General features: G+C 50.6%; 31 protein-coding genes. All 31 read right to left on the reverse strand.

All coding sequences use genetic code 11. The features are described from left to right. Window positions 1-8: 8 nt before the first annotated feature. The 31 genes from FOB24_RS22885 to FOB24_RS23035 all read right to left on the reverse strand — a co-directional run bounded on the left by FOB24_RS22885 (window position 9) and on the right by FOB24_RS23035 (window position 16,235). The gene (locus tag FOB24_RS22885) at window positions 9-377 is read right to left on the reverse strand and encodes a DnaJ family domain-containing protein (protein WP_150345492.1); all 369 of its coding nucleotides are present in this window, start codon (window positions 375-377) and stop codon (window positions 9-11) included. Between the two features lie 107 nt (window positions 378-484). Then, window positions 485-868, reverse strand: coding sequence for a 50S ribosomal protein L17 (gene rplQ, locus FOB24_RS22890; protein WP_001216370.1), 384 nt, complete (start codon window positions 866-868; stop codon window positions 485-487). A 40-nt stretch (window positions 869-908) separates the two neighbouring features. Then, the gene (locus tag FOB24_RS22895; protein ID WP_003031139.1) at window positions 909-1,898 is read right to left on the reverse strand and encodes a DNA-directed RNA polymerase subunit alpha; all 990 of its coding nucleotides are present in this window, start codon (window positions 1,896-1,898) and stop codon (window positions 909-911) included. A 25-nt stretch (window positions 1,899-1,923) separates the two neighbouring features. After that, the gene (rpsD, locus tag FOB24_RS22900) at window positions 1,924-2,544 is read right to left on the reverse strand and encodes a 30S ribosomal protein S4 (RefSeq protein WP_003031138.1); all 621 of its coding nucleotides are present in this window, start codon (window positions 2,542-2,544) and stop codon (window positions 1,924-1,926) included. Between the two features lie 33 nt (window positions 2,545-2,577). After that, entirely contained in the window at window positions 2,578-2,967 is a 390-nt protein-coding gene (rpsK, locus tag FOB24_RS22905; protein ID WP_003031137.1) for a 30S ribosomal protein S11, read from the reverse strand. A gap of 16 nt (window positions 2,968-2,983) precedes the next feature. Then, entirely contained in the window at window positions 2,984-3,340 is a 357-nt protein-coding gene (gene rpsM / locus FOB24_RS22910) for a 30S ribosomal protein S13 (RefSeq protein ID WP_003031135.1), read from the reverse strand. 146 nt (window positions 3,341-3,486) lie between these two features. Continuing rightward, window positions 3,487-3,603 (reverse strand): 50S ribosomal protein L36, encoded by a 117-nt coding sequence (rpmJ, locus tag FOB24_RS22915; RefSeq protein WP_000868187.1) that lies wholly within the window; start codon window positions 3,601-3,603, stop codon window positions 3,487-3,489. Window positions 3,604-3,633: 30 nt separating this feature from the next. Further along, window positions 3,634-4,965, reverse strand: a complete 1,332-nt coding sequence (secY, locus tag FOB24_RS22920; protein ID WP_001118864.1) for a preprotein translocase subunit SecY — start codon at window positions 4,963-4,965, stop codon at window positions 3,634-3,636. Between the two features lie 7 nt (window positions 4,966-4,972). Continuing rightward, window positions 4,973-5,407, reverse strand: a complete 435-nt coding sequence (rplO, locus tag FOB24_RS22925) for a 50S ribosomal protein L15 (RefSeq protein WP_001238917.1) — start codon at window positions 5,405-5,407, stop codon at window positions 4,973-4,975. Window positions 5,408-5,410: 3 nt separating this feature from the next. Further along, a complete protein-coding gene (gene rpmD, locus FOB24_RS22930) occupies window positions 5,411-5,590 on the reverse strand; it encodes a 50S ribosomal protein L30 (protein WP_001140434.1) in 180 nt (59 codons plus the stop codon). A 3-nt stretch (window positions 5,591-5,593) separates the two neighbouring features. Next, on the reverse strand, window positions 5,594-6,097 hold the full coding sequence (gene rpsE / locus FOB24_RS22935; RefSeq protein WP_003031131.1) for a 30S ribosomal protein S5: 504 nt from the start codon (window positions 6,095-6,097) through the stop codon (window positions 5,594-5,596). A gap of 14 nt (window positions 6,098-6,111) precedes the next feature. Further along, complete coding sequence (rplR, locus tag FOB24_RS22940; RefSeq protein ID WP_000358956.1) at window positions 6,112-6,465, reverse strand: 50S ribosomal protein L18; 354 nt, start codon at window positions 6,463-6,465, stop codon at window positions 6,112-6,114. Window positions 6,466-6,474: 9 nt separating this feature from the next. Next, window positions 6,475-7,008, reverse strand: coding sequence for a 50S ribosomal protein L6 (gene rplF / locus FOB24_RS22945; RefSeq protein ID WP_006687355.1), 534 nt, complete (start codon window positions 7,006-7,008; stop codon window positions 6,475-6,477). Between the two features lie 12 nt (window positions 7,009-7,020). Then, window positions 7,021-7,413 (reverse strand): 30S ribosomal protein S8, encoded by a 393-nt coding sequence (gene rpsH, locus FOB24_RS22950; RefSeq protein ID WP_003031127.1) that lies wholly within the window; start codon window positions 7,411-7,413, stop codon window positions 7,021-7,023. Window positions 7,414-7,443: 30 nt separating this feature from the next. After that, window positions 7,444-7,749, reverse strand: coding sequence for a 30S ribosomal protein S14 (gene rpsN / locus FOB24_RS22955; protein WP_003031125.1), 306 nt, complete (start codon window positions 7,747-7,749; stop codon window positions 7,444-7,446). A gap of 14 nt (window positions 7,750-7,763) precedes the next feature. Beyond that, entirely contained in the window at window positions 7,764-8,303 is a 540-nt protein-coding gene (rplE, locus tag FOB24_RS22960; protein ID WP_003031123.1) for a 50S ribosomal protein L5, read from the reverse strand. Between the two features lie 14 nt (window positions 8,304-8,317). After that, window positions 8,318-8,632, reverse strand: coding sequence for a 50S ribosomal protein L24 (gene rplX / locus FOB24_RS22965; RefSeq protein WP_004106345.1), 315 nt, complete (start codon window positions 8,630-8,632; stop codon window positions 8,318-8,320). 10 nt (window positions 8,633-8,642) lie between these two features. Then, window positions 8,643-9,014 carry a 50S ribosomal protein L14 gene (rplN, locus tag FOB24_RS22970; protein WP_000613954.1) on the reverse strand — a complete coding sequence of 124 codons (372 nt, stop codon included), beginning with the start codon at window positions 9,012-9,014 and terminating at the stop codon, window positions 8,643-8,645. Between the two features lie 163 nt (window positions 9,015-9,177). Then, complete coding sequence (rpsQ, locus tag FOB24_RS22975) at window positions 9,178-9,432, reverse strand: 30S ribosomal protein S17 (protein WP_003031120.1); 255 nt, start codon at window positions 9,430-9,432, stop codon at window positions 9,178-9,180. Further along, window positions 9,432-9,623 carry a 50S ribosomal protein L29 gene (rpmC, locus tag FOB24_RS22980; protein WP_000644742.1) on the reverse strand — a complete coding sequence of 64 codons (192 nt, stop codon included), beginning with the start codon at window positions 9,621-9,623 and terminating at the stop codon, window positions 9,432-9,434. Before rpmC ends, rpsQ begins: the two co-directional genes overlap by 1 nt. Beyond that, window positions 9,623-10,033, reverse strand: a complete 411-nt coding sequence (rplP, locus tag FOB24_RS22985) for a 50S ribosomal protein L16 (protein ID WP_000941208.1) — start codon at window positions 10,031-10,033, stop codon at window positions 9,623-9,625. The genes rpmC and rplP overlap by 1 nt, the downstream gene beginning before the upstream one ends. A 12-nt stretch (window positions 10,034-10,045) precedes the next feature. After that, the gene (gene rpsC, locus FOB24_RS22990) at window positions 10,046-10,747 is read right to left on the reverse strand and encodes a 30S ribosomal protein S3 (protein ID WP_000529945.1); all 702 of its coding nucleotides are present in this window, start codon (window positions 10,745-10,747) and stop codon (window positions 10,046-10,048) included. Window positions 10,748-10,764: 17 nt separating this feature from the next. Beyond that, a complete protein-coding gene (gene rplV / locus FOB24_RS22995) occupies window positions 10,765-11,097 on the reverse strand; it encodes a 50S ribosomal protein L22 (RefSeq protein WP_000448832.1) in 333 nt (110 codons plus the stop codon). 14 nt (window positions 11,098-11,111) lie between these two features. Next, complete coding sequence (gene rpsS, locus FOB24_RS23000; protein WP_001138115.1) at window positions 11,112-11,390, reverse strand: 30S ribosomal protein S19; 279 nt, start codon at window positions 11,388-11,390, stop codon at window positions 11,112-11,114. Window positions 11,391-11,406: 16 nt separating this feature from the next. Then, on the reverse strand, window positions 11,407-12,228 hold the full coding sequence (rplB, locus tag FOB24_RS23005; protein ID WP_038634702.1) for a 50S ribosomal protein L2: 822 nt from the start codon (window positions 12,226-12,228) through the stop codon (window positions 11,407-11,409). A 17-nt stretch (window positions 12,229-12,245) separates the two neighbouring features. Beyond that, complete coding sequence (gene rplW, locus FOB24_RS23010; protein ID WP_000617546.1) at window positions 12,246-12,548, reverse strand: 50S ribosomal protein L23; 303 nt, start codon at window positions 12,546-12,548, stop codon at window positions 12,246-12,248. Continuing rightward, window positions 12,545-13,150, reverse strand: a complete 606-nt coding sequence (rplD, locus tag FOB24_RS23015; RefSeq protein ID WP_000424395.1) for a 50S ribosomal protein L4 — start codon at window positions 13,148-13,150, stop codon at window positions 12,545-12,547. Before rplD ends, rplW begins: the two co-directional genes overlap by 4 nt. Window positions 13,151-13,160: 10 nt before the next feature. Further along, a complete protein-coding gene (rplC, locus tag FOB24_RS23020) occupies window positions 13,161-13,790 on the reverse strand; it encodes a 50S ribosomal protein L3 (protein ID WP_003031117.1) in 630 nt (209 codons plus the stop codon). Window positions 13,791-13,822: 32 nt separating this feature from the next. Beyond that, entirely contained in the window at window positions 13,823-14,134 is a 312-nt protein-coding gene (rpsJ, locus tag FOB24_RS23025; RefSeq protein ID WP_001181005.1) for a 30S ribosomal protein S10, read from the reverse strand. 245 nt (window positions 14,135-14,379) lie between these two features. Then, a complete protein-coding gene (locus FOB24_RS23030) occupies window positions 14,380-14,757 on the reverse strand; it encodes a hypothetical protein (RefSeq protein WP_087856964.1) in 378 nt (125 codons plus the stop codon). Further along, complete coding sequence (locus tag FOB24_RS23035; RefSeq protein WP_150345493.1) at window positions 14,754-16,235, reverse strand: peptidoglycan-binding domain-containing protein; 1,482 nt, start codon at window positions 16,233-16,235, stop codon at window positions 14,754-14,756. Before FOB24_RS23035 ends, FOB24_RS23030 begins: the two co-directional genes overlap by 4 nt. Window positions 16,236-16,263 lie beyond the last annotated feature (28 nt).

The following is a 16,263-nucleotide window of genomic DNA, read 5'->3' on the forward strand; positions in this document are numbered from 1 at the left end:
TCTCTCCGCTATTTGTCGTTGATCTTCTGTAGCAGCTTATCTGCGTATTCGCCGTGTAAAAATTCGGTGCTAAATCCAGCCAGGCGAAGTTTTAGCTCCAGTAGCGACAACCGTCGACTGACTTCCTGATAACTGGCATCATCTTTGCGGATCCCCGCGAGTATTTCAAGCAGCTGGATCGCCTCTCTGCGCTGCTCAAGCTCAGGTGGAAGGCAGCCTGCATTTTTTAATAAACGGTATCCGGCTCGAAGTTCAGGCGGAATATGGGAATCATCGTCAAGAGTAAGCGGTTCGCCTGTACCAGGTAAATCATCAAACTCGCCTTTAGACTGTGCAGCAATAATATGGCGCTCCGCCCACTGGTCCAGTAACCACATATGACGCTCCAGGGGATGAACAAAAAGAGTACAGATATTGTAGTTAAGTGGGGATATGGCGGATATAAAAAAACCCGCCGAGGCGGGTTTTTTTACGTTACTACAGATTACTCTGCAGCAGCTTCTGTTTTCTCTGAACGATCAACCAGCTCGATGTATGCCATCGGCGCGTTGTCGCCTGCACGGAAACCACACTTCAGAATGCGAGTGTAACCACCGGCGCGGCTCGCGAAACGCGGGCCCAGTTCGTTAAACAGTTTTGCCACGATCTCGTTATCACGAGTACGGGCGAATGCCAGACGACGATTAGCTACGCTATCAGTCTTGGCAAGAGTAATCAGCGGCTCAACTACGCGACGCAGCTCTTTCGCTTTCGGCAGAGTCGTCTTGATGATTTCATGACGAACCAGTGAACCTGCCATATTGCGGAACATAGCCTGGCGATGGCTGCTGTTGCGGTTCAGTTGACGACCACTCTTACGATGGCGCATGACCTTATCCTTCTCAGTAAAACCTTAACCTGTGATCCGGTTACTCGTCAGCGATGCTTGCCGGTGGCCAGTTTTCCAGGCGCATGCCCAGAGACAGTCCACGGGAAGCCAGCACGTCTTTAATCTCAGTAAGAGATTTTTTACCAAGGTTAGGCGTCTTAAGAAGCTCAACCTCAGTACGCTGTACCAGATCACCGATATAGTGGATAGCTTCTGCTTTGAGGCAGTTAGCAGAGCGGACAGTCAATTCCAGATCGTCAACAGGGCGCAGCAGGATCGGATCGAATTCTGGTTTCTCTTCTTTAACTTCCGGCTGACGTACATCACGTAAGTCAACAAAAGCTTCCAGTTGTTCAGCCAGAATGGTTGCCGCACGACGAATCGCCTCTTCAGGATCGATTGTGCCGTTGGTTTCCATTTCGATGACCAGCTTGTCCAGGTCGGTACGCTGTTCTACACGCGCTGCTTCAACATTGTAGGCAATACGCTCTACAGGGCTGTAGCATGCGTCGACCAGCAGACGGCCGATTGGGCGCTCATCTTCTTCCGAATGAATTCGGGTAGAAGCCGGCACATAACCACGACCGCGCTGAACTTTGATGCGCATACTAATAGATGCGTTCTCATCGGTCAGGTGGCAGATCACGTGCTGTGGCTTGACGATTTCGACATCACCATCATGGGTAATGTCGGCTGCAGTCACAGGGCCAATGCCAGATTTATTCAAGGTAAGAATAACGTCATCTTTACCCTGAACTCTCACCGCCAGCCCTTTCAGGTTGAGCAGGATTTCCAGGATATCTTCCTGAACGCCTTCTTTGGTGCTGTACTCATGTAGTACACCATCAATCTCAACCTCGGTCACCGCGCAACCCGGCATCGATGAGAGCAGAATACGGCGCAGTGCGTTACCCAAAGTATGGCCAAAGCCACGCTCTAAAGGCTCAAGGGTCACCTTGGCGTGCGTCGAACTCACTTGCTCGATATCTACCAGGCGCGGTTTTAGAAACTCTGTCACAGAACCCTGCATTGTGTCCTCTCTTTGGTACTAAGCTTTACTTGGAGTAAAGCTCGACGATCAGGTGTTCGTTAATGTCCGCAGACAGATCAGAACGCTCCGGCTTACGCTTGAACGTACCTTCCATCTTGCCAGCATCAACTTCCAGCCAGGTTGGCTTTTCACGCTGCTCAGCCAGCTCCAGAGCGGCTTTCACGCGAGACTGCTTCTTCGCTTTCTCACGAATGCTAACAACGTCATTCGGACTAACCTGATAAGAAGCGATGTTAACAACACGACCGTTTACCATAATTGCTTTATGGCTGACCAGCTGACGTGCTTCTGCACGAGTGGCACCGAAGCCCATACGGTATACAACGTTGTCCAGACGACCTTCCAGCAGACCCAACAGGTTTTCACCGGTGTTGCCTTTCAGACGTGCTGCTTCTTTGTAGTAGTTACGGAACTGACGCTCCAGCACACCATAGATACGGCGAACTTTTTGCTTTTCACGCAACTGCACACCATAGTCAGACAGACGCGGTTTACGCGCACCGTGCTGGCCAGGAGCTTGTTCAATTTTACACTTGGTATCGATCGCGCGAACGCCAGACTTAAGGAATAAGTCAGTGCCCTCACGACGGCTCAGCTTGAGCTTAGGACCCAAATATCTTGCCATTTTCTTTCTCCAACAATCCTAGAAACGACAGCGTTATACGCGACGTTTTTTCGGCGGACGACAACCGTTATGAGGGATCGGAGTCACATCAGTAATATTAGTGATGCGGAAACCAGCGGCGTTCAGAGCACGAACAGTAGATTCGCGACCTGGACCCGGTCCTTTGACCATAACTTCCAGATTCTTGATACCGTATTCTTTTACGGCTTCAGCGCAACGCTCTGCTGCAACCTGAGCTGCAAACGGAGTGGATTTGCGAGAACCACGGAAACCGGAACCACCGGCTGTTGCCCAACCCAGTGCGTTACCCTGACGATCAGTAATGGTAACGATGGTGTTGTTAAAAGAAGCATGGATATGAGCCACGCCGTCAGAGACTTGTTTTCTTACACGTTTACGTGCACGAATTGGTGCCTTTGCCATTATTCAATCACCCCGATTATTTCTTGATCGGTTTGCGCGGACCCTTACGGGTACGTGCGTTGGTCTTGGTACGCTGACCGCGAACCGGGAGACCACGACGATGACGCAAACCGCGATAGCAACCAAGGTCCATAAGGCGCTTGATGCTCATGCTAACTTCACGGCGCAGATCACCTTCAACGACAAATTTGGCAACTTCGTCACGCAGCGTGTCGATTTGTTCTTCAGACAGCTCACTGATCTTAACATCTTCAGCGATACCCGCTGCAGCCAGAATGGCTTTAGAACGGGTCTTGCCGACGCCGTAGATCGAAGTTAATGCGATCACAGCATGTTTCTGATCAGGAATGTTAATGCCTGCTATACGGGCCACTATGCACTCCTACTATTTAATATGTACGCACCATGCTGAAAAGCCCGTTTTCAGGATACTCAAATGGAAACGCACAGACATACAAAAGATTGGCTGGCTAATCTAGCCAGCTCAACCCAACTTTGCAAGAAAAATATGCGAATAAATCAGCCTTGGCGCTGTTTATGCTTCGGCTCGGCACTGCAAATCACACGGATGACACCATCACGCTTAACGATTTTGCAGTTACGGCATAATTTCTTGACGGAAGCACGAACTTTCATTTTTACTCTCCGTAACTTCTCGGGCGACTGTTAACGGCCGTAGCCTTTCAGATTCGCCTTCTTCAATGCAGACTCGTACTGACTTGACATCATCAGAGTTTGCACTTGAGCCATAAAGTCCATAATCACGACAACAACGATAAGCAGTGAGGTCCCACCAAAGTAGAACGGTACTTTCATTGCATCACGCATGAACTCCGGGATCAGGCAGATAAAGGTAATGTAGAGCGCACCAACCAAAGTCAGGCGGGTCATTACTTTATCGATATACTTCGCCGTTTGCTCTCCCGGACGAATTCCTGGTACAAATGCACCGGACTTCTTCAGGTTATCTGCTGTTTCACGCGGGTTGAAAACCAACGCCGTGTAGAAGAAACAGAAGAATATGATTGCAGACGCATAGAGTAACACATAAAGCGGTTGCCCAGGCTGCAAATACAGCGAAATTGTTGTCAGCCAGTTCCAACCAGTCCCGCCCCCGAACCATGACGCGATGGTCGCCGGGAACAGAATAATACTGGAAGCGAAGATTGCCGGGATTACCCCCGCCATATTCACTTTCAGCGGTAAATGTGTGCTCTGTGCAGCATAGACACGACGACCTTGCTGACGTTTCGCGTAGTTTACCACAATACGGCGTTGACCACGCTCAACAAATACAACAAAGAACGTCACTGCAAATACTAATACTGCAACCAACAGCAACACGAGGAAGTGCAGGTCGCCTTGACGCGCTTGCTCGATAGTATGGGCAATGGCTGGCGGGAGTCCCGCAACAATACCGGCGAAGATAATGATTGAGATACCGTTGCCGATACCACGTTCAGTAATCTGTTCGCCCAACCACATCAGGAACATAGTCCCTGTAACCAGACTTACAACAGCGGTGAAATAGAATGCAAAGCCTGGATTCATTACCAGGCCCTGCATACCAGGCATATTCGGCAGACCGGTAGCAATACCGATCGACTGGAATATCGCCAGCACCAGAGTACCGTAGCGGGTGTACTGGCTGATCTTACGACGACCAGACTCCCCTTCTTTCTTAATTTCTGCCAGCGTTGGATGAACCACCGTCAGCAGCTGGATAATGATCGACGCCGAAATATACGGCATGATCCCCAGAGCAAAGATAGAAGCACGGCTGAGAGCACCACCAGAGAACATGTTAAACATTTCAATGATGGTGCCTCGCTGTTGCTCAAGCAGTTTGGCAAGTACAGCGGCATCAATACCAGGGATCGGAATGAAAGAGCCAATACGGAACACAATAAGCGCACCGATTACAAACAGCAGTCTGCGTTTCAGCTCGCCTAAGCCACCTTTGGCACTTTGAAAATCTAATCCCGGTTGTTTAGCCATCTGCTACTTATTCCTCGATTTTACCGCCAGCAGCTTCGATAGCAGCACGAGCGCCTTTAGTAACACGCAGGCCACGAACAGTTACCGGAGTAGTGACTTCACCAGCCAGGATCACTTTCGCGAACTCGATCTGGATACCGATAATGTTAGCTGCTTTCAGCGTGTTCAGGTCTACAACACCGCCTTCAACTTTAGCCAGGTCAGACAGACGAACTTCGGCTGTAATCGCTGCTTTACGTGAAGTGAAGCCGAATTTCGGCAGACGACGGTACAGAGGCATCTGACCACCCTCGAAACCGCGACGTACGCCACCGCCAGAACGAGACTTCTGACCTTTGTGACCACGACCACCGGTTTTACCGAGGCCAGAACCGATACCACGACCCAGGCGTTTACCCGCCTTTTTGGAGCCTTCGGCCGGAGACAGAGTATTTAAACGCATCTCTTACTCCTCAACTTTAACCATGAAGGAAACCGCGTTGACCATACCACGAACTGCAGGAGTATCCTCGCGTTCTACGGTGTGACCAATACGACGCAGACCCAGGCCAAGCAGCGTTGCCTTGTGTTTCGGCAGACGACCGATTGCACTGCGGGTTTGAGTAATTTTAATAGTCTTTGCCATGGTTTATTTCCCCAGAATTTCTTCAACGGATTTACCACGCTTGGCAGCGACCATTTCCGGAGATTTCATATTTTCCAGACCGTCGATAGTTGCACGAACCACGTTAATCGGGTTGGTGGAACCATACGCTTTAGCCAGAACGTTACGAACTCCAGCGACTTCCAGAACGGCGCGCATTGCACCACCGGCGATGATACCGGTACCTTCGGAAGCCGGCTGCATGAATACACGAGAACCCGTGTGAGTACCCTTAACCGGGTGCTGCAGGGTGCCGTGGTTCAGCGCGACGTTAATCATATTGCGACGGGCTTTTTCCATCGCTTTCTGGATCGCTGCTGGAACTTCACGCGCTTTACCGTAACCAAAACCAACGCGACCGTTACCATCGCCAACTACAGTCAGAGCTGTGAAGGAGAAAATACGACCACCTTTAACGGTTTTAGATACGCGGTTTACCGCGATCAGCTTTTCCTGCAGTTCGCCAGCTTGTTTTTCGATGTGAGCCATCTTACACCTCTACCTTAGAACTGAAGGCCAGCTTCACGGGCAGCATCTGCCAGTGCCTGGACACGACCATGATATTGGAACCCGGAACGGTCAAAGGACACATCTTTGATGCCTTTTTCCAGAGCGCGTTCTGCGACAGCTTTACCCACAGCTGCTGCAGCGTCTTTGTTACCGGTGTACTTCAGTTGTTCAGCGATAGCTTTTTCTACAGTAGAAGCAGCTACCAGAACTTCAGAACCGTTCGGTGCAATTACCTGTGCGTAAATATGACGCGGGGTACGATGTACCACCAGGCGAGTTGCGCCCAGCTCTTTGAGCTTGCGGCGTGCGCGGGTCGCACGACGGATACGAGCAGATTTCTTATCCATAGTGTTACCTTACTTCTTCTTAGCCTCTTTGGTACGCACGACTTCGTCGGCGTAACGAACACCCTTGCCTTTGTAAGGCTCAGGACGACGGTAGGCGCGCAGATCTGCCGCAACCTGACCGATCAGCTGTTTATCAGCGCCTTTCAGCACGATTTCAGTCTGAGTCGGACATTCTGCAGTGATACCTGCCGGCAGCTGATGATCAACTGGATGAGAGAAACCTAAAGCCAGGTTTACTACATTCCCTTTGACCGCTGCACGATAACCTACACCAACCAGCTGCAGCTTCTTAGTGAAGCCTTCGGTAACACCGACAACCATTGCATTCAGCAGGGCACGCGCGGTACCAGCCTGAGCCCATCCATCTGCGTAACCATCACGCGGACCGAAGGTCAGTGCATTATCTGCATGATTTACTGCAACAGCATCGTTGAGAGTACGAGTCAGCTCGCCGTTTTTACCTTTGATCGTAATAACCTGACCGTTGATTTTTACATCAACGCCGGCAGGAATAACGACCGGTGCTTTAGCAACACGAGACATTTTTTCCTCCGATTAGGCTACGTAGCAGATAATTTCGCCACCAAGACCAGCCTGGCGCGCTGCACGATCAGTCATAACACCTTTAGAGGTAGAAACAACTGCGATACCCATGCCAGCCATAACCTTCGGCAGCTCGTCTTTACGCTTATAAATGCGCAGACCTGGGCGACTGACACGCTGAATGCTTTCTACAACAGCTTTACCCTGGAAATACTTAAGAGTAAGTTCCAGTTCCGGCTTGGTGTCGCCTTCAACTTTAAAATCTTCAATAAAACCTTCTTCCTTCAGCACGTTGGCAATTGCCACTTTCAGCTTGGAGGAAGGCATGGTGACCGCAGCTTTATTCGCGGCCTGACCGTTACGGATACGGGTCAGCATATCCGCGATCGGATCTTGCATGCTCATCTGTCTTTACTCCCGTGATTCAATTGGTAATTACCAGCTAGCCTTTTTCAAGCCTGGTACTTCACCGCGCATAGCGGCTTCACGCAGTTTGATACGGCTCAACCCGAACTTGCCCACATAGCCATGCGGACGACCTGTTTGACGGCAGCGGTTACGCTGACGGGACGGGCTGGAATCACGCGGCAGAGACTGCAGCTTCAGAACTGCGTTCCAACGATCTTCGTCGGTCGCGTTCACATCAGAGATAATAGCTTTCAGTTCAGCGCGTTTTGCGAAGTACTTATCAGCTAAAGCTACGCGCTTTACTTCGCGTGCTTTCATTGATTGCTTAGCCATTCAGTAACCCTACCTTACTTGCGGAACGGGAAGTCAAAGGCAGCCAGCAGAGCACGGCCTTCTTCGTCAGATTTCGCAGTAGTGGTAATGGTAATATCCAAACCACGCACGCGGTCGACTTTATCGTAGTCGATTTCTGGGAAGATGATCTGCTCACGGACACCCATGCTGTAGTTACCACGACCATCGAATGACTTAGCGGACAGGCCACGGAAGTCACGGATACGTGGAACAGCAATAGTGATCAGACGCTCAAAGAACTCCCACATGCGTTCGCCACGCAGAGTTACTTTACAGCCGATCGGATAGCCCTGACGGATTTTGAAGCCTGCAACTGATTTGCGTGCTTTGGTGATCAGCGGTTTTTGACCGGAGATTGCTGTCAGGTCAGCTGCTGCGTTATCCAGCAGTTTCTTGTCAGCGATCGCTTCACCAACACCCATGTTCAGGGTGATCTTCTCGACCCGAGGGACTTGCATGACAGAATTGTAGTTAAACTCAGTCATGAGTTTAGCGACTACTTCGTCTTTGTAGTAATCATGCAGTTTCGCCATCGTACTACTCCAAATTACTTGATAGTTTCGCTGTTAGATTTGAAGAAACGGACTTTTTTGCCGTCTTCGAATCTAAAGCCTACACGGTCAGCCTTGCCGGTTGCCGCGTTGAAGATTGCAACGTTAGAAACCTGAATAGCAGCTTCTTTTTCAACGATGCCGCCTGGTTGGTTCAGAGCCGGAACCGGCTTCTGGTGTTTCTTAACCAGGTTGATACCTTCAACAATGAGCTTGCCGGAAGACAAGACATTCTTAACTTTACCGCGTTTACCTTTATCTTTACCGGTTAACACGATAACTTCGTCATCACGACGGATCTTCGCTGCCATGATTCGCTCCTTAGAGTACTTCTGGTGCCAGAGAGATAATTTTCATGAACTTCTCGTTACGAAGTTCACGAGTTACCGGCCCAAAAATACGCGTACCGATAGGTTGCTCGCTGTTATTGTTTAAAATAACGCATGCATTACCATCGAAGCGAATGACAGAACCGTCCGGGCGACGAACACCCTTCTTGGTGCGCACCACTACCGCCTTCAGCACATCACCTTTTTTGACCTTACCACGCGGAATTGCTTCCTTGATGGTGATCTTGATGATATCGCCGACGCCTGCGTAGCGACGGTGCGAGCCACCCAGAACCTTGATACACATTACGCGACGTGCACCGGAGTTGTCGGCGACGTTCAGCATAGTCTGTTCTTGGATCATTTTAGTGCTCCGCTAATGTCAACTACTACTGAGACCCGAAAATCAGGTCGTTAAAAAAGCCCCATATCGGGGGCGCGGCATTATAACACCGCTCAAACGATATGGGTAGAAAAAATAAACGGCTCATCGCTGAGCCGTTTATTCGTTGAGAATGCCTACTGTATTACAGAACAGCTTTCTCTACAACGCGAACCAGCGTCCAGGACTTAGTCTTGGACAGCGGACGGCATTCGCGGATTTCAACCACGTCACCAGTACCGCATTCGTTGTTCTCGTCATGTACGTGCAGTTTGGTCGTACGCTTAATGAATTTACCGTAGATCGGGTGTTTCACAAAACGTTCGATAGCAACAACGATGGATTTCTCCATTTTATCGCTAACAACGCGACCTTGCAGAGTACGGATTTTATCGGTCATTACGCACCCGCCTTCTCAGTCAGTAAAGTCTTAACGCGTGCGACATCACGACGCACTTGCTTCAACAGGTGAGACTGTTGCAGCTGGCCACTTGCAGCCTGCATACGCAGGTTGAACTGCTCACGCAGCAGATTCAGCAGCTCGGTGTTCAGCTCTTCAACACTCTTCTCACGCAGCTCTTTTGCTTTCATTACATCACCGTCTTAGTTACAAAGGTGGTTTTAATCGGCAGTTTCGCTGCTGCCAGCTTGAATGCTTCACGGGCCAGCTCTTCCGGTACGCCGTCCATTTCATACAGGACTTTACCCGGCTGAATCAAGGCAACCCAATACTCCACGTTACCTTTACCTTTACCCATACGCACTGCCAGCGGCTTTTCAGTGATCGGTTTGTCCGGGAATACACGGATCCAGATCTTACCTTGACGCTTAACTGCACGGGTCATAGCACGACGTGCTGCTTCGATCTGACGGGCAGTCAGACGACCACGGCCAACAGCTTTCAGACCGAAGCTGCCGAAGCTAACATCCGCGCCAGCAGCCAGACCGCGGTTACGGCCTTTGTGCATTTTACGGAATTTTGTACGCTTTGGTTGTAACATCAGCGACGCTCCTTATTTACGGCCTTTACGCTGCTGCTTTTTAGGTTGCGCAGCCGGTTTTTCCGGTTGTTCAACAGCAGCCATACCACCCAGGATCTCGCCTTTGAAGATCCACACTTTAACGCCGATTACACCGTAAGTGGTGTGCGCTTCAGAGGTGTTGTAGTCGATGTCAGCACGCAGAGTGTGCAGCGGTACGCGACCTTCGCGGTACCATTCGGTACGTGCGATTTCCGCGCCGCCCAGACGGCCGCTAACTTCAACTTTAATACCTTTAGCGCCCAGACGCATTGCGTTCTGTACAGCACGCTTCATAGCACGACGGAACATAACGCGACGTTCCAGCTGAGAAGTGATGCTGTCAGCAACCAATTTTGCGTCCAGTTCAGGTTTACGCACTTCGGCGATATTGATCTGGGCAGGAACGCCAGCAATATCAGCTACGACTTTGCGCAGTTTTTCTACGTCTTCGCCTTTCTTACCGATAACGATACCCGGGCGAGCGGTGTGAATGGTCACACGGATGCTCTTAGCCGGACGCTCGATAACGATACGAGATACAGACGCTTTAGCCAGTTCCTTAGTCAGGTACTGACGTACTTTAAAATCGCTGTCCAGGTTGTCAGCGAATTCTTTGGTGTTCGCAAACCAGGTTGAGTTCCATGGTTTTACAATACCCAGGCGAATACCATTAGGATGTACTTTCTGACCCATTGCTAGTCTCCAGAGTCTCAGCGATCGGACACAACCACAGTAATGTGGCTGGTGCGCTTCAGGATGCGATCTGCACGACCTTTTGCACGCGGCATAATGCGCTTCATGCTCGGGCCTTCGTCTACGAAAATTTTCGTAACTTTCAGATCGTCAATGTCAGCGCCATCGTTGTGTTCAGCGTTAGCAATGGCAGATTCCAGGACTTTCTTAACCAGTACAGCCGCTTTCTTATTGGTGTAGGTCAGAATATCCAGAGCCTGCGACACTTTCTTACCGCGAATCAGGTCTGCAACAAGGCGAACCTTCTGAGCAGAAGAACGAGCATGGCGATGTTGAGCTAAAGTTTCCATCTCTTCCTCCTACCTTATTTCTTCTTCGCTTTTTTATCAGCAGCGTGGCCGCGATAAGTACGAGTCGGTGCGAATTCACCCAGTTTGTGACCGACCATTTCGTCGGAAACAAATACCGGAACGTGCTGACGACCATTATGGACAGCGATGGTCAAACCGATCATGTTAGGAAAGATCGTTGAACGACGGGACCAAGTGCGCAGGGGCTTCTTGTCTCCGCTTTCCACCGCTTTCTCTACCTTCTTCAGCAAGTGCAGGTCAATAAAAGGACCTTTCTTGAGAGAACGTGGCATGGCTTATCCTCTAAAATTATTTGCTACGGCGACGTACGATGAATTTATCAGTACGCTTGTTGCTGCGGGTCTTCTTACCTTTGGTCTGAACGCCCCACGGAGTTACCGGGTGCTTACCAAAGTTACGACCTTCACCACCACCATGTGGGTGATCGACTGGGTTCATCGCAGTACCGCGAACGGTAGGACGAACACCACGCCAGCGTGCAGCACCTGCTTTACCCAGAACGCGCAGCATATGCTCAGCATTGCCAACTTCGCCCAGAGTTGCACGGCAGTCTGCTTCGACTTTACGCATTTCACCAGAACGCAGACGCAGGGTGACATAAGCACCATCACGCGCAACGATCTGAACGTAAGTACCAGCGGAACGTGCCAGCTGACCGCCTTTACCTGGTTTCATTTCTACGTTATGAACGGTAGAACCAACCGGGATATTGCGCATCGGCAGGGTGTTACCTGCTTTGATTGCAGCATCAACGCCAGATTGAACCTGGTCGCCAGCTTTCAGGCCTTTAGGGGCCAGAATGTAACGGCGTTCACCGTCTTTGTACAGAACCAGCGCGATGTTCGCGGAGCGGTTCGGATCGTACTCAAGACGTTCAACAATTGCTGGGATACCGTCTTTGTTGCGTTTGAAGTCAACAATACGATAAGCCTGCTTGTGACCACCACCGATGTGACGAGTGGTGATACGGCCATTGTTGTTACGACCACCGGATTTGCTGTTTTTTTCAACCAGCGGAGCAAAAGGTTTGCCCTTGTGCAGCTCTGGGTTGACCACTTTAACAACGTGGCGACGACCCGGAGATGTCGGTTTACATTTAACAACTGCCATTGTATTACTCCTCCGACTTACTCAGCGCCGCCGACGAAGTCCAGATTCTGGCCTTCCTTCAGGGTGACGTAAGCTTTTTTCCAGTCGCTACGACGACCGATACGCTGTCCGTGACGTTTAACTTTCCCTTTAACTACCAGGGTGTTAACGACTTCGACTTCGACTTCAAACAGTTTCTGCACAGCAGCTTTGATCTCTGCTTTGGTCGCGTCTTTAGCAACTTTGAGAACGATGGTGTTAGTTTTTTCCATCGCAGTAGACGCTTTTTCAGAAACGTGCGGTGCGCGCAGCACCTTCAGCAGACGTTCTTCACGAATCATGCCAGCATCTCCTCAACTTGCTTAACAGCATCAGCAGTCATTACGACTTTGTCGAAGGCGATCAGGCTAACCGGGTCGATACCAGTTGCATCGCGTACGTCAACCTTGTGCAGGTTGCGCGCAGCCAGGAACAGGTTTTCGTCCAGCTCACCGGTGATGATCAGCACATCTTCCAGAGCCATGTCTTTCAGTTTCTGTGCCAGCAGCTTAGTTTTAGGCGCTTCTACAGAGAACTTCTCGACAACGATCAGACGATCCTGACGTACCAGTTCGGACAGGATGCTTTTCAGCGCGCCGCGGTACATCTTTTTGTTAACTTTTTGACTGTGGTCCTGCGGGCGAGCAGCGAAGGTCACGCCACCTGAACGCCAGATCGGGCTCTTGATAGAACCTGAACGCGCACGGCCGGTACCTTTCTGGCGCCACGGCTTTTTGCCTGAACCAGTTACTTCAGCACGAGTCTTCTGAGCACGAGTACCCTGACGAGCACCAGCTGCATAAGCAACAACAACCTGGTGAACCAGCGCTTCGTTGAAATCACGACCGAAGGTAGTTTCGGAAACAGTCAGCGCGCTCTGCGCGTCTTTCAATACTAATTCCATTGCTATCCCCTTACGCCTTCACAGCTGGTTTAACGATCAGGTCGCAACCGGTCGCACCCGGAACACCACCTTTAACCAGCAGCAGGTTGCGCTCAGCGTCAACACGTACTACGTCCAGGCTCTGAACGGTTACACGTTCGTTGCCCAGCTGACCTGCCATTTTCTTGCCTTTGAACACTTTGCCCGGAGTCTGGTTCTGACCGATAGAACCCGGAACGCGGTGAGACAAGGAGTTACCGTGAGTAGCGTCCTGGGTACGGAAGTTCCAGCGCTTAACGGTACCAGCGAAACCTTTACCTTTAGAGGTACCGGTTACGTCAACTTTTTTAACGTCAGCAAACAGTTCAACGCTAATGTTCTGACCAACGGTGTATTCTTCACCATCTGCCAGACGGAACTCCCACAGGCCGCGGCCAGCTTCTACGCCAGCTTTAGCAAAGTGGCCAGCTTCCGGCTTAGTTACACGGTTAGCTTTTTTAGCACCGGTGGTAACCTGAACAGCGCGGTAGCCGTCGTTAGCCAGATCTTTAACCTGAGTAACGCGGTTTGCTTCAACTTCGATAACGGTTACTGGGATAGAGACGCCATCTTCAGTGAAGATGCGGGTCATACCCACTTTTTTACCGACTAAACCAATCATTGTATCAACCTCTCAATCGCTCGATGACCTGATTAACCCAGGCTGATCTGCACGTCTACACCGGCAGCCAGGTCCAGACGCATCAGAGCATCAACGGTTTTTTCAGTTGGCTCAACGATGTCAACCAGACGCTTGTGAGTACGGATCTCGTACTGATCACGCGCGTCTTTGTTAACGTGCGGAGAGATCAGAACGGTGAAACGCTCTTTGCGGGTCGGCAGCGGGATCGGACCACGAACCTGCGCACCAGTGCGCTTGGCAGTCTCGACGATTTCCGCGGTTGATTGATCGATCAGACGATGATCAAACGCTTTCAAACGGATACGGATTCTTTGGTTCTGCATGAGACCAGAGCTCCAATTATTTTATAGACGAAATAGTTACTCCTCAAACCCATTACGATTGATGGGAGAGTGTAACCGTTCTTACAGAGTTCCCCGATTGGGAACATTGTCAGATAGTCAAATCGACTATCAGTGGCTCATATCGAACCAGCCGTCAATTAAGACAAGCCCGCGCATTATACGTATCTGCGGGCTTAATGCAAGTGAAGTTGTATCGATAATAACCAACCTTTCGCAGGACGACGTTATTGCTGGTCAATTTCCGCTATGGCCTGCTTCACTCGCGCTTTGAGATCCCCGTTTTGAACAGACTCGTCAGGCGATGACGGTTCTTCGCTGCGCATATCATCCGCGCCTTCTTCTTCAACGGTCTCTTCCGGTTCCGGCAGCGGCTGCTGCTTATATATATAGTGCGCGTCAGACAGACGAAAGTTCGGCGGCACGGCCGGCGTCGCGGTATGCTGAATAAACGCGCTATGCGTATAGTAGCCTATGATTACCATGCCAATGCTCAACCCCAGCCATGAAAGCGCGATACGCGCGCCCCGCCATAACGTAAGCGGCATATCTGGACGGTCAAAACGTAGGTTTTCGCTACAATAATATTCATGATCCGTTTTCATGCTTTCCCTCCGTCATGCATCAGTTTTGGGCTTTCATCCAGCGCCTGCCATAGACGAATAAGAGTAAGCCGCCCTACCATACCGTCAGCCTTAATCTTATTTTGCATTTGAAACTGGCGGACTTTTTCCGATAAAAGAGGGCTCCACTCTCCCGTGCTCTCAGCCTCAACATTCAACACGCGACTCAGCATCATATCCAGCCAGAGAATGTCTTCGACGCTGCTTTTCTTCATGATGCTCACATTACCGTCTGGTGAAGGTTTCCACATTAGCGTGTAATTCCCTTGCCACACTTCACTGAACCAGGCTTTATCCATAATCCATGTACCAGCGCCCGACTGGGCAGTGATGGTCTGGTTGCTTTCTCCAATCACGACAACAGGTATAAGGCTATTATCTACCTTTAGCGTTGCTATCCAGGGGAGTTGCTGGGCCAGAAGCGATTCCAGCGTATCAGTGCCCGACAGGCAAACCAAACCCGCCCGGTACGCCTGATCGCACCATGCTTCCCCTTTATTGACTTCATATCCCCAGACGCTGTAAAGCCGCGCGAGCGACTCATTAGTTGACATAATCGTTGACGTCAGCGTTGTGGAAGAAAGTGATGCAGCCGATGGCTGTCCTGCAGGCCATATGCTGGCTATGGGCGGCAACCATCTGTCAAGCAATGGACTGAAGTGCCAGCCAGCGCTACCACATAGCGCCGCGACGACAACCACTGCCAGACACGTCCCCCCGGTTCGACGAGGCGCAGGCAGACAACGCAGCGCTTCACGTTGCTGAAGCGGCGTGATGCTGGTTTGTTGTTCACCCTGTTTCGTTTTATTACGCGTAAGATTCCACCCGACACGCGCCGCCAGATGCAGATTACCGCGGCAACGTTTCTTGATATGTCGGATAAATGTCTCAGGAAGGGCATCTTGGCCCTCCTGTTCCGTTTCGATACAGGGTGCGATTACCCTACGGTAATCCTCAATATCCGGGATGGGTACGTCGAACCAGAGCGGATGCATCGTACGCAACTGGCGCTGCTGTCTCAGACTGTATCTACCGGTTACTAGCAGCCGGGCCTTCGGCATTATGGCGATAAACGCCTTAACCGTTGCAGTAATACCGGTGGTGACCTGATGTCCGTCTTCCAAAATAAACAAAGGCTTATCGCATGCCTTAACGGTTATCAGACCAAGTAATTCGCTCCAGATCGTCTCGCCAGAAAATGACCGTCCGGTTAAACATCCCACCTTTTGCGTATCTGCGATAACCTGCCATTCCCACCTATAACCTTTTCTATTTACAGGTGCCAGAGTTAGCACCCGATGTGGCCATAACGCTTCTACACTGCGTGCAAGCGTGCTTTTTCCGGTGCCTTTTGCCCCATGTAATACCAGCCATTGTTCGTTCAAAAACGCGGAAAGGATATTATCCCGCAACAGTTGCTGGCGGGAGGTCAAAACAGAAATGAACTCATCCATGAACATTCATATTTTCCATAAAATTTATTATTTC

This window comes from Citrobacter werkmanii, from assembly GCF_008693645.1.
In the GTDB taxonomy this organism is placed as follows: domain Bacteria; phylum Pseudomonadota; class Gammaproteobacteria; order Enterobacterales; family Enterobacteriaceae; genus Citrobacter; species Citrobacter werkmanii.

Excerpts from the sequence above, each read along its gene's own strand:
- FOB24_RS22885 (WP_150345492.1), bottom strand. The coding sequence starts at position 377 with ATGTGGTTACTGGACCAGTGGGCGGAGCGCCATATTATTGCTGCACAG.
- rplQ (WP_001216370.1), bottom strand. The coding sequence starts at position 868 with ATGCGCCATCGTAAGAGTGGTCGTCAACTGAACCGCAACAGCAGCCAT.
- FOB24_RS22895 (WP_003031139.1), bottom strand. The coding sequence starts at position 1,898 with ATGCAGGGTTCTGTGACAGAGTTTCTAAAACCGCGCCTGGTAGATATC.
- rpsD (WP_003031138.1), bottom strand. The coding sequence starts at position 2,544 with ATGGCAAGATATTTGGGTCCTAAGCTCAAGCTGAGCCGTCGTGAGGGC.
- rpsK (WP_003031137.1), bottom strand. The coding sequence starts at position 2,967 with ATGGCAAAGGCACCAATTCGTGCACGTAAACGTGTAAGAAAACAAGTC.
- rpmJ (WP_000868187.1), bottom strand. The coding sequence starts at position 3,603 with ATGAAAGTTCGTGCTTCCGTCAAGAAATTATGCCGTAACTGCAAAATC.
- secY (WP_001118864.1), bottom strand. The coding sequence starts at position 4,965 with ATGGCTAAACAACCGGGATTAGATTTTCAAAGTGCCAAAGGTGGCTTA.
- rplO (WP_001238917.1), bottom strand. The coding sequence starts at position 5,407 with ATGCGTTTAAATACTCTGTCTCCGGCCGAAGGCTCCAAAAAGGCGGGT.
- rpmD (WP_001140434.1), bottom strand. The coding sequence starts at position 5,590 with ATGGCAAAGACTATTAAAATTACTCAAACCCGCAGTGCAATCGGTCGT.
- rpsE (WP_003031131.1), bottom strand. The coding sequence starts at position 6,097 with ATGGCTCACATCGAAAAACAAGCTGGCGAACTGCAGGAAAAGCTGATC.
- rplR (WP_000358956.1), bottom strand. The coding sequence starts at position 6,465 with ATGGATAAGAAATCTGCTCGTATCCGTCGTGCGACCCGCGCACGCCGC.
- rplF (WP_006687355.1), bottom strand. The coding sequence starts at position 7,008 with ATGTCTCGTGTTGCTAAAGCACCGGTCGTTATTCCTGCCGGCGTTGAT.
- rpsH (WP_003031127.1), bottom strand. The coding sequence starts at position 7,413 with ATGAGCATGCAAGATCCGATCGCGGATATGCTGACCCGTATCCGTAAC.
- rpsN (WP_003031125.1), bottom strand. The coding sequence starts at position 7,749 with ATGGCTAAGCAATCAATGAAAGCACGCGAAGTAAAGCGCGTAGCTTTA.
- rplE (WP_003031123.1), bottom strand. The coding sequence starts at position 8,303 with ATGGCGAAACTGCATGATTACTACAAAGACGAAGTAGTCGCTAAACTC.
- rplX (WP_004106345.1), bottom strand. The coding sequence starts at position 8,632 with ATGGCAGCGAAGATCCGTCGTGATGACGAAGTTATCGTGTTAACCGGT.
- rplN (WP_000613954.1), bottom strand. The coding sequence starts at position 9,014 with ATGATCCAAGAACAGACTATGCTGAACGTCGCCGACAACTCCGGTGCA.
- rpsQ (WP_003031120.1), bottom strand. The coding sequence starts at position 9,432 with ATGACCGATAAAATCCGTACTCTGCAAGGTCGCGTTGTTAGCGATAAA.
- rpmC (WP_000644742.1), bottom strand. The coding sequence starts at position 9,623 with ATGAAAGCAAAAGAGCTGCGTGAGAAGAGTGTTGAAGAGCTGAACACC.
- rplP (WP_000941208.1), bottom strand. The coding sequence starts at position 10,033 with ATGTTACAACCAAAGCGTACAAAATTCCGTAAAATGCACAAAGGCCGT.
- rpsC (WP_000529945.1), bottom strand. The coding sequence starts at position 10,747 with ATGGGTCAGAAAGTACATCCTAATGGTATTCGCCTGGGTATTGTAAAA.
- rplV (WP_000448832.1), bottom strand. The coding sequence starts at position 11,097 with ATGGAAACTTTAGCTCAACATCGCCATGCTCGTTCTTCTGCTCAGAAG.
- rpsS (WP_001138115.1), bottom strand. The coding sequence starts at position 11,390 with ATGCCACGTTCTCTCAAGAAAGGTCCTTTTATTGACCTGCACTTGCTG.
- rplB (WP_038634702.1), bottom strand. The coding sequence starts at position 12,228 with ATGGCAGTTGTTAAATGTAAACCGACATCTCCGGGTCGTCGCCACGTT.
- rplW (WP_000617546.1), bottom strand. The coding sequence starts at position 12,548 with ATGATTCGTGAAGAACGTCTGCTGAAGGTGCTGCGCGCACCGCACGTT.
- rplD (WP_000424395.1), bottom strand. The coding sequence starts at position 13,150 with ATGGAATTAGTATTGAAAGACGCGCAGAGCGCGCTGACTGTTTCCGAA.
- rplC (WP_003031117.1), bottom strand. The coding sequence starts at position 13,790 with ATGATTGGTTTAGTCGGTAAAAAAGTGGGTATGACCCGCATCTTCACT.
- rpsJ (WP_001181005.1), bottom strand. The coding sequence starts at position 14,134 with ATGCAGAACCAAAGAATCCGTATCCGTTTGAAAGCGTTTGATCATCGT.
- FOB24_RS23030 (WP_087856964.1), bottom strand. The coding sequence starts at position 14,757 with ATGAAAACGGATCATGAATATTATTGTAGCGAAAACCTACGTTTTGAC.
- FOB24_RS23035 (WP_150345493.1), bottom strand. The coding sequence starts at position 16,235 with ATGTTCATGGATGAGTTCATTTCTGTTTTGACCTCCCGCCAGCAACTG.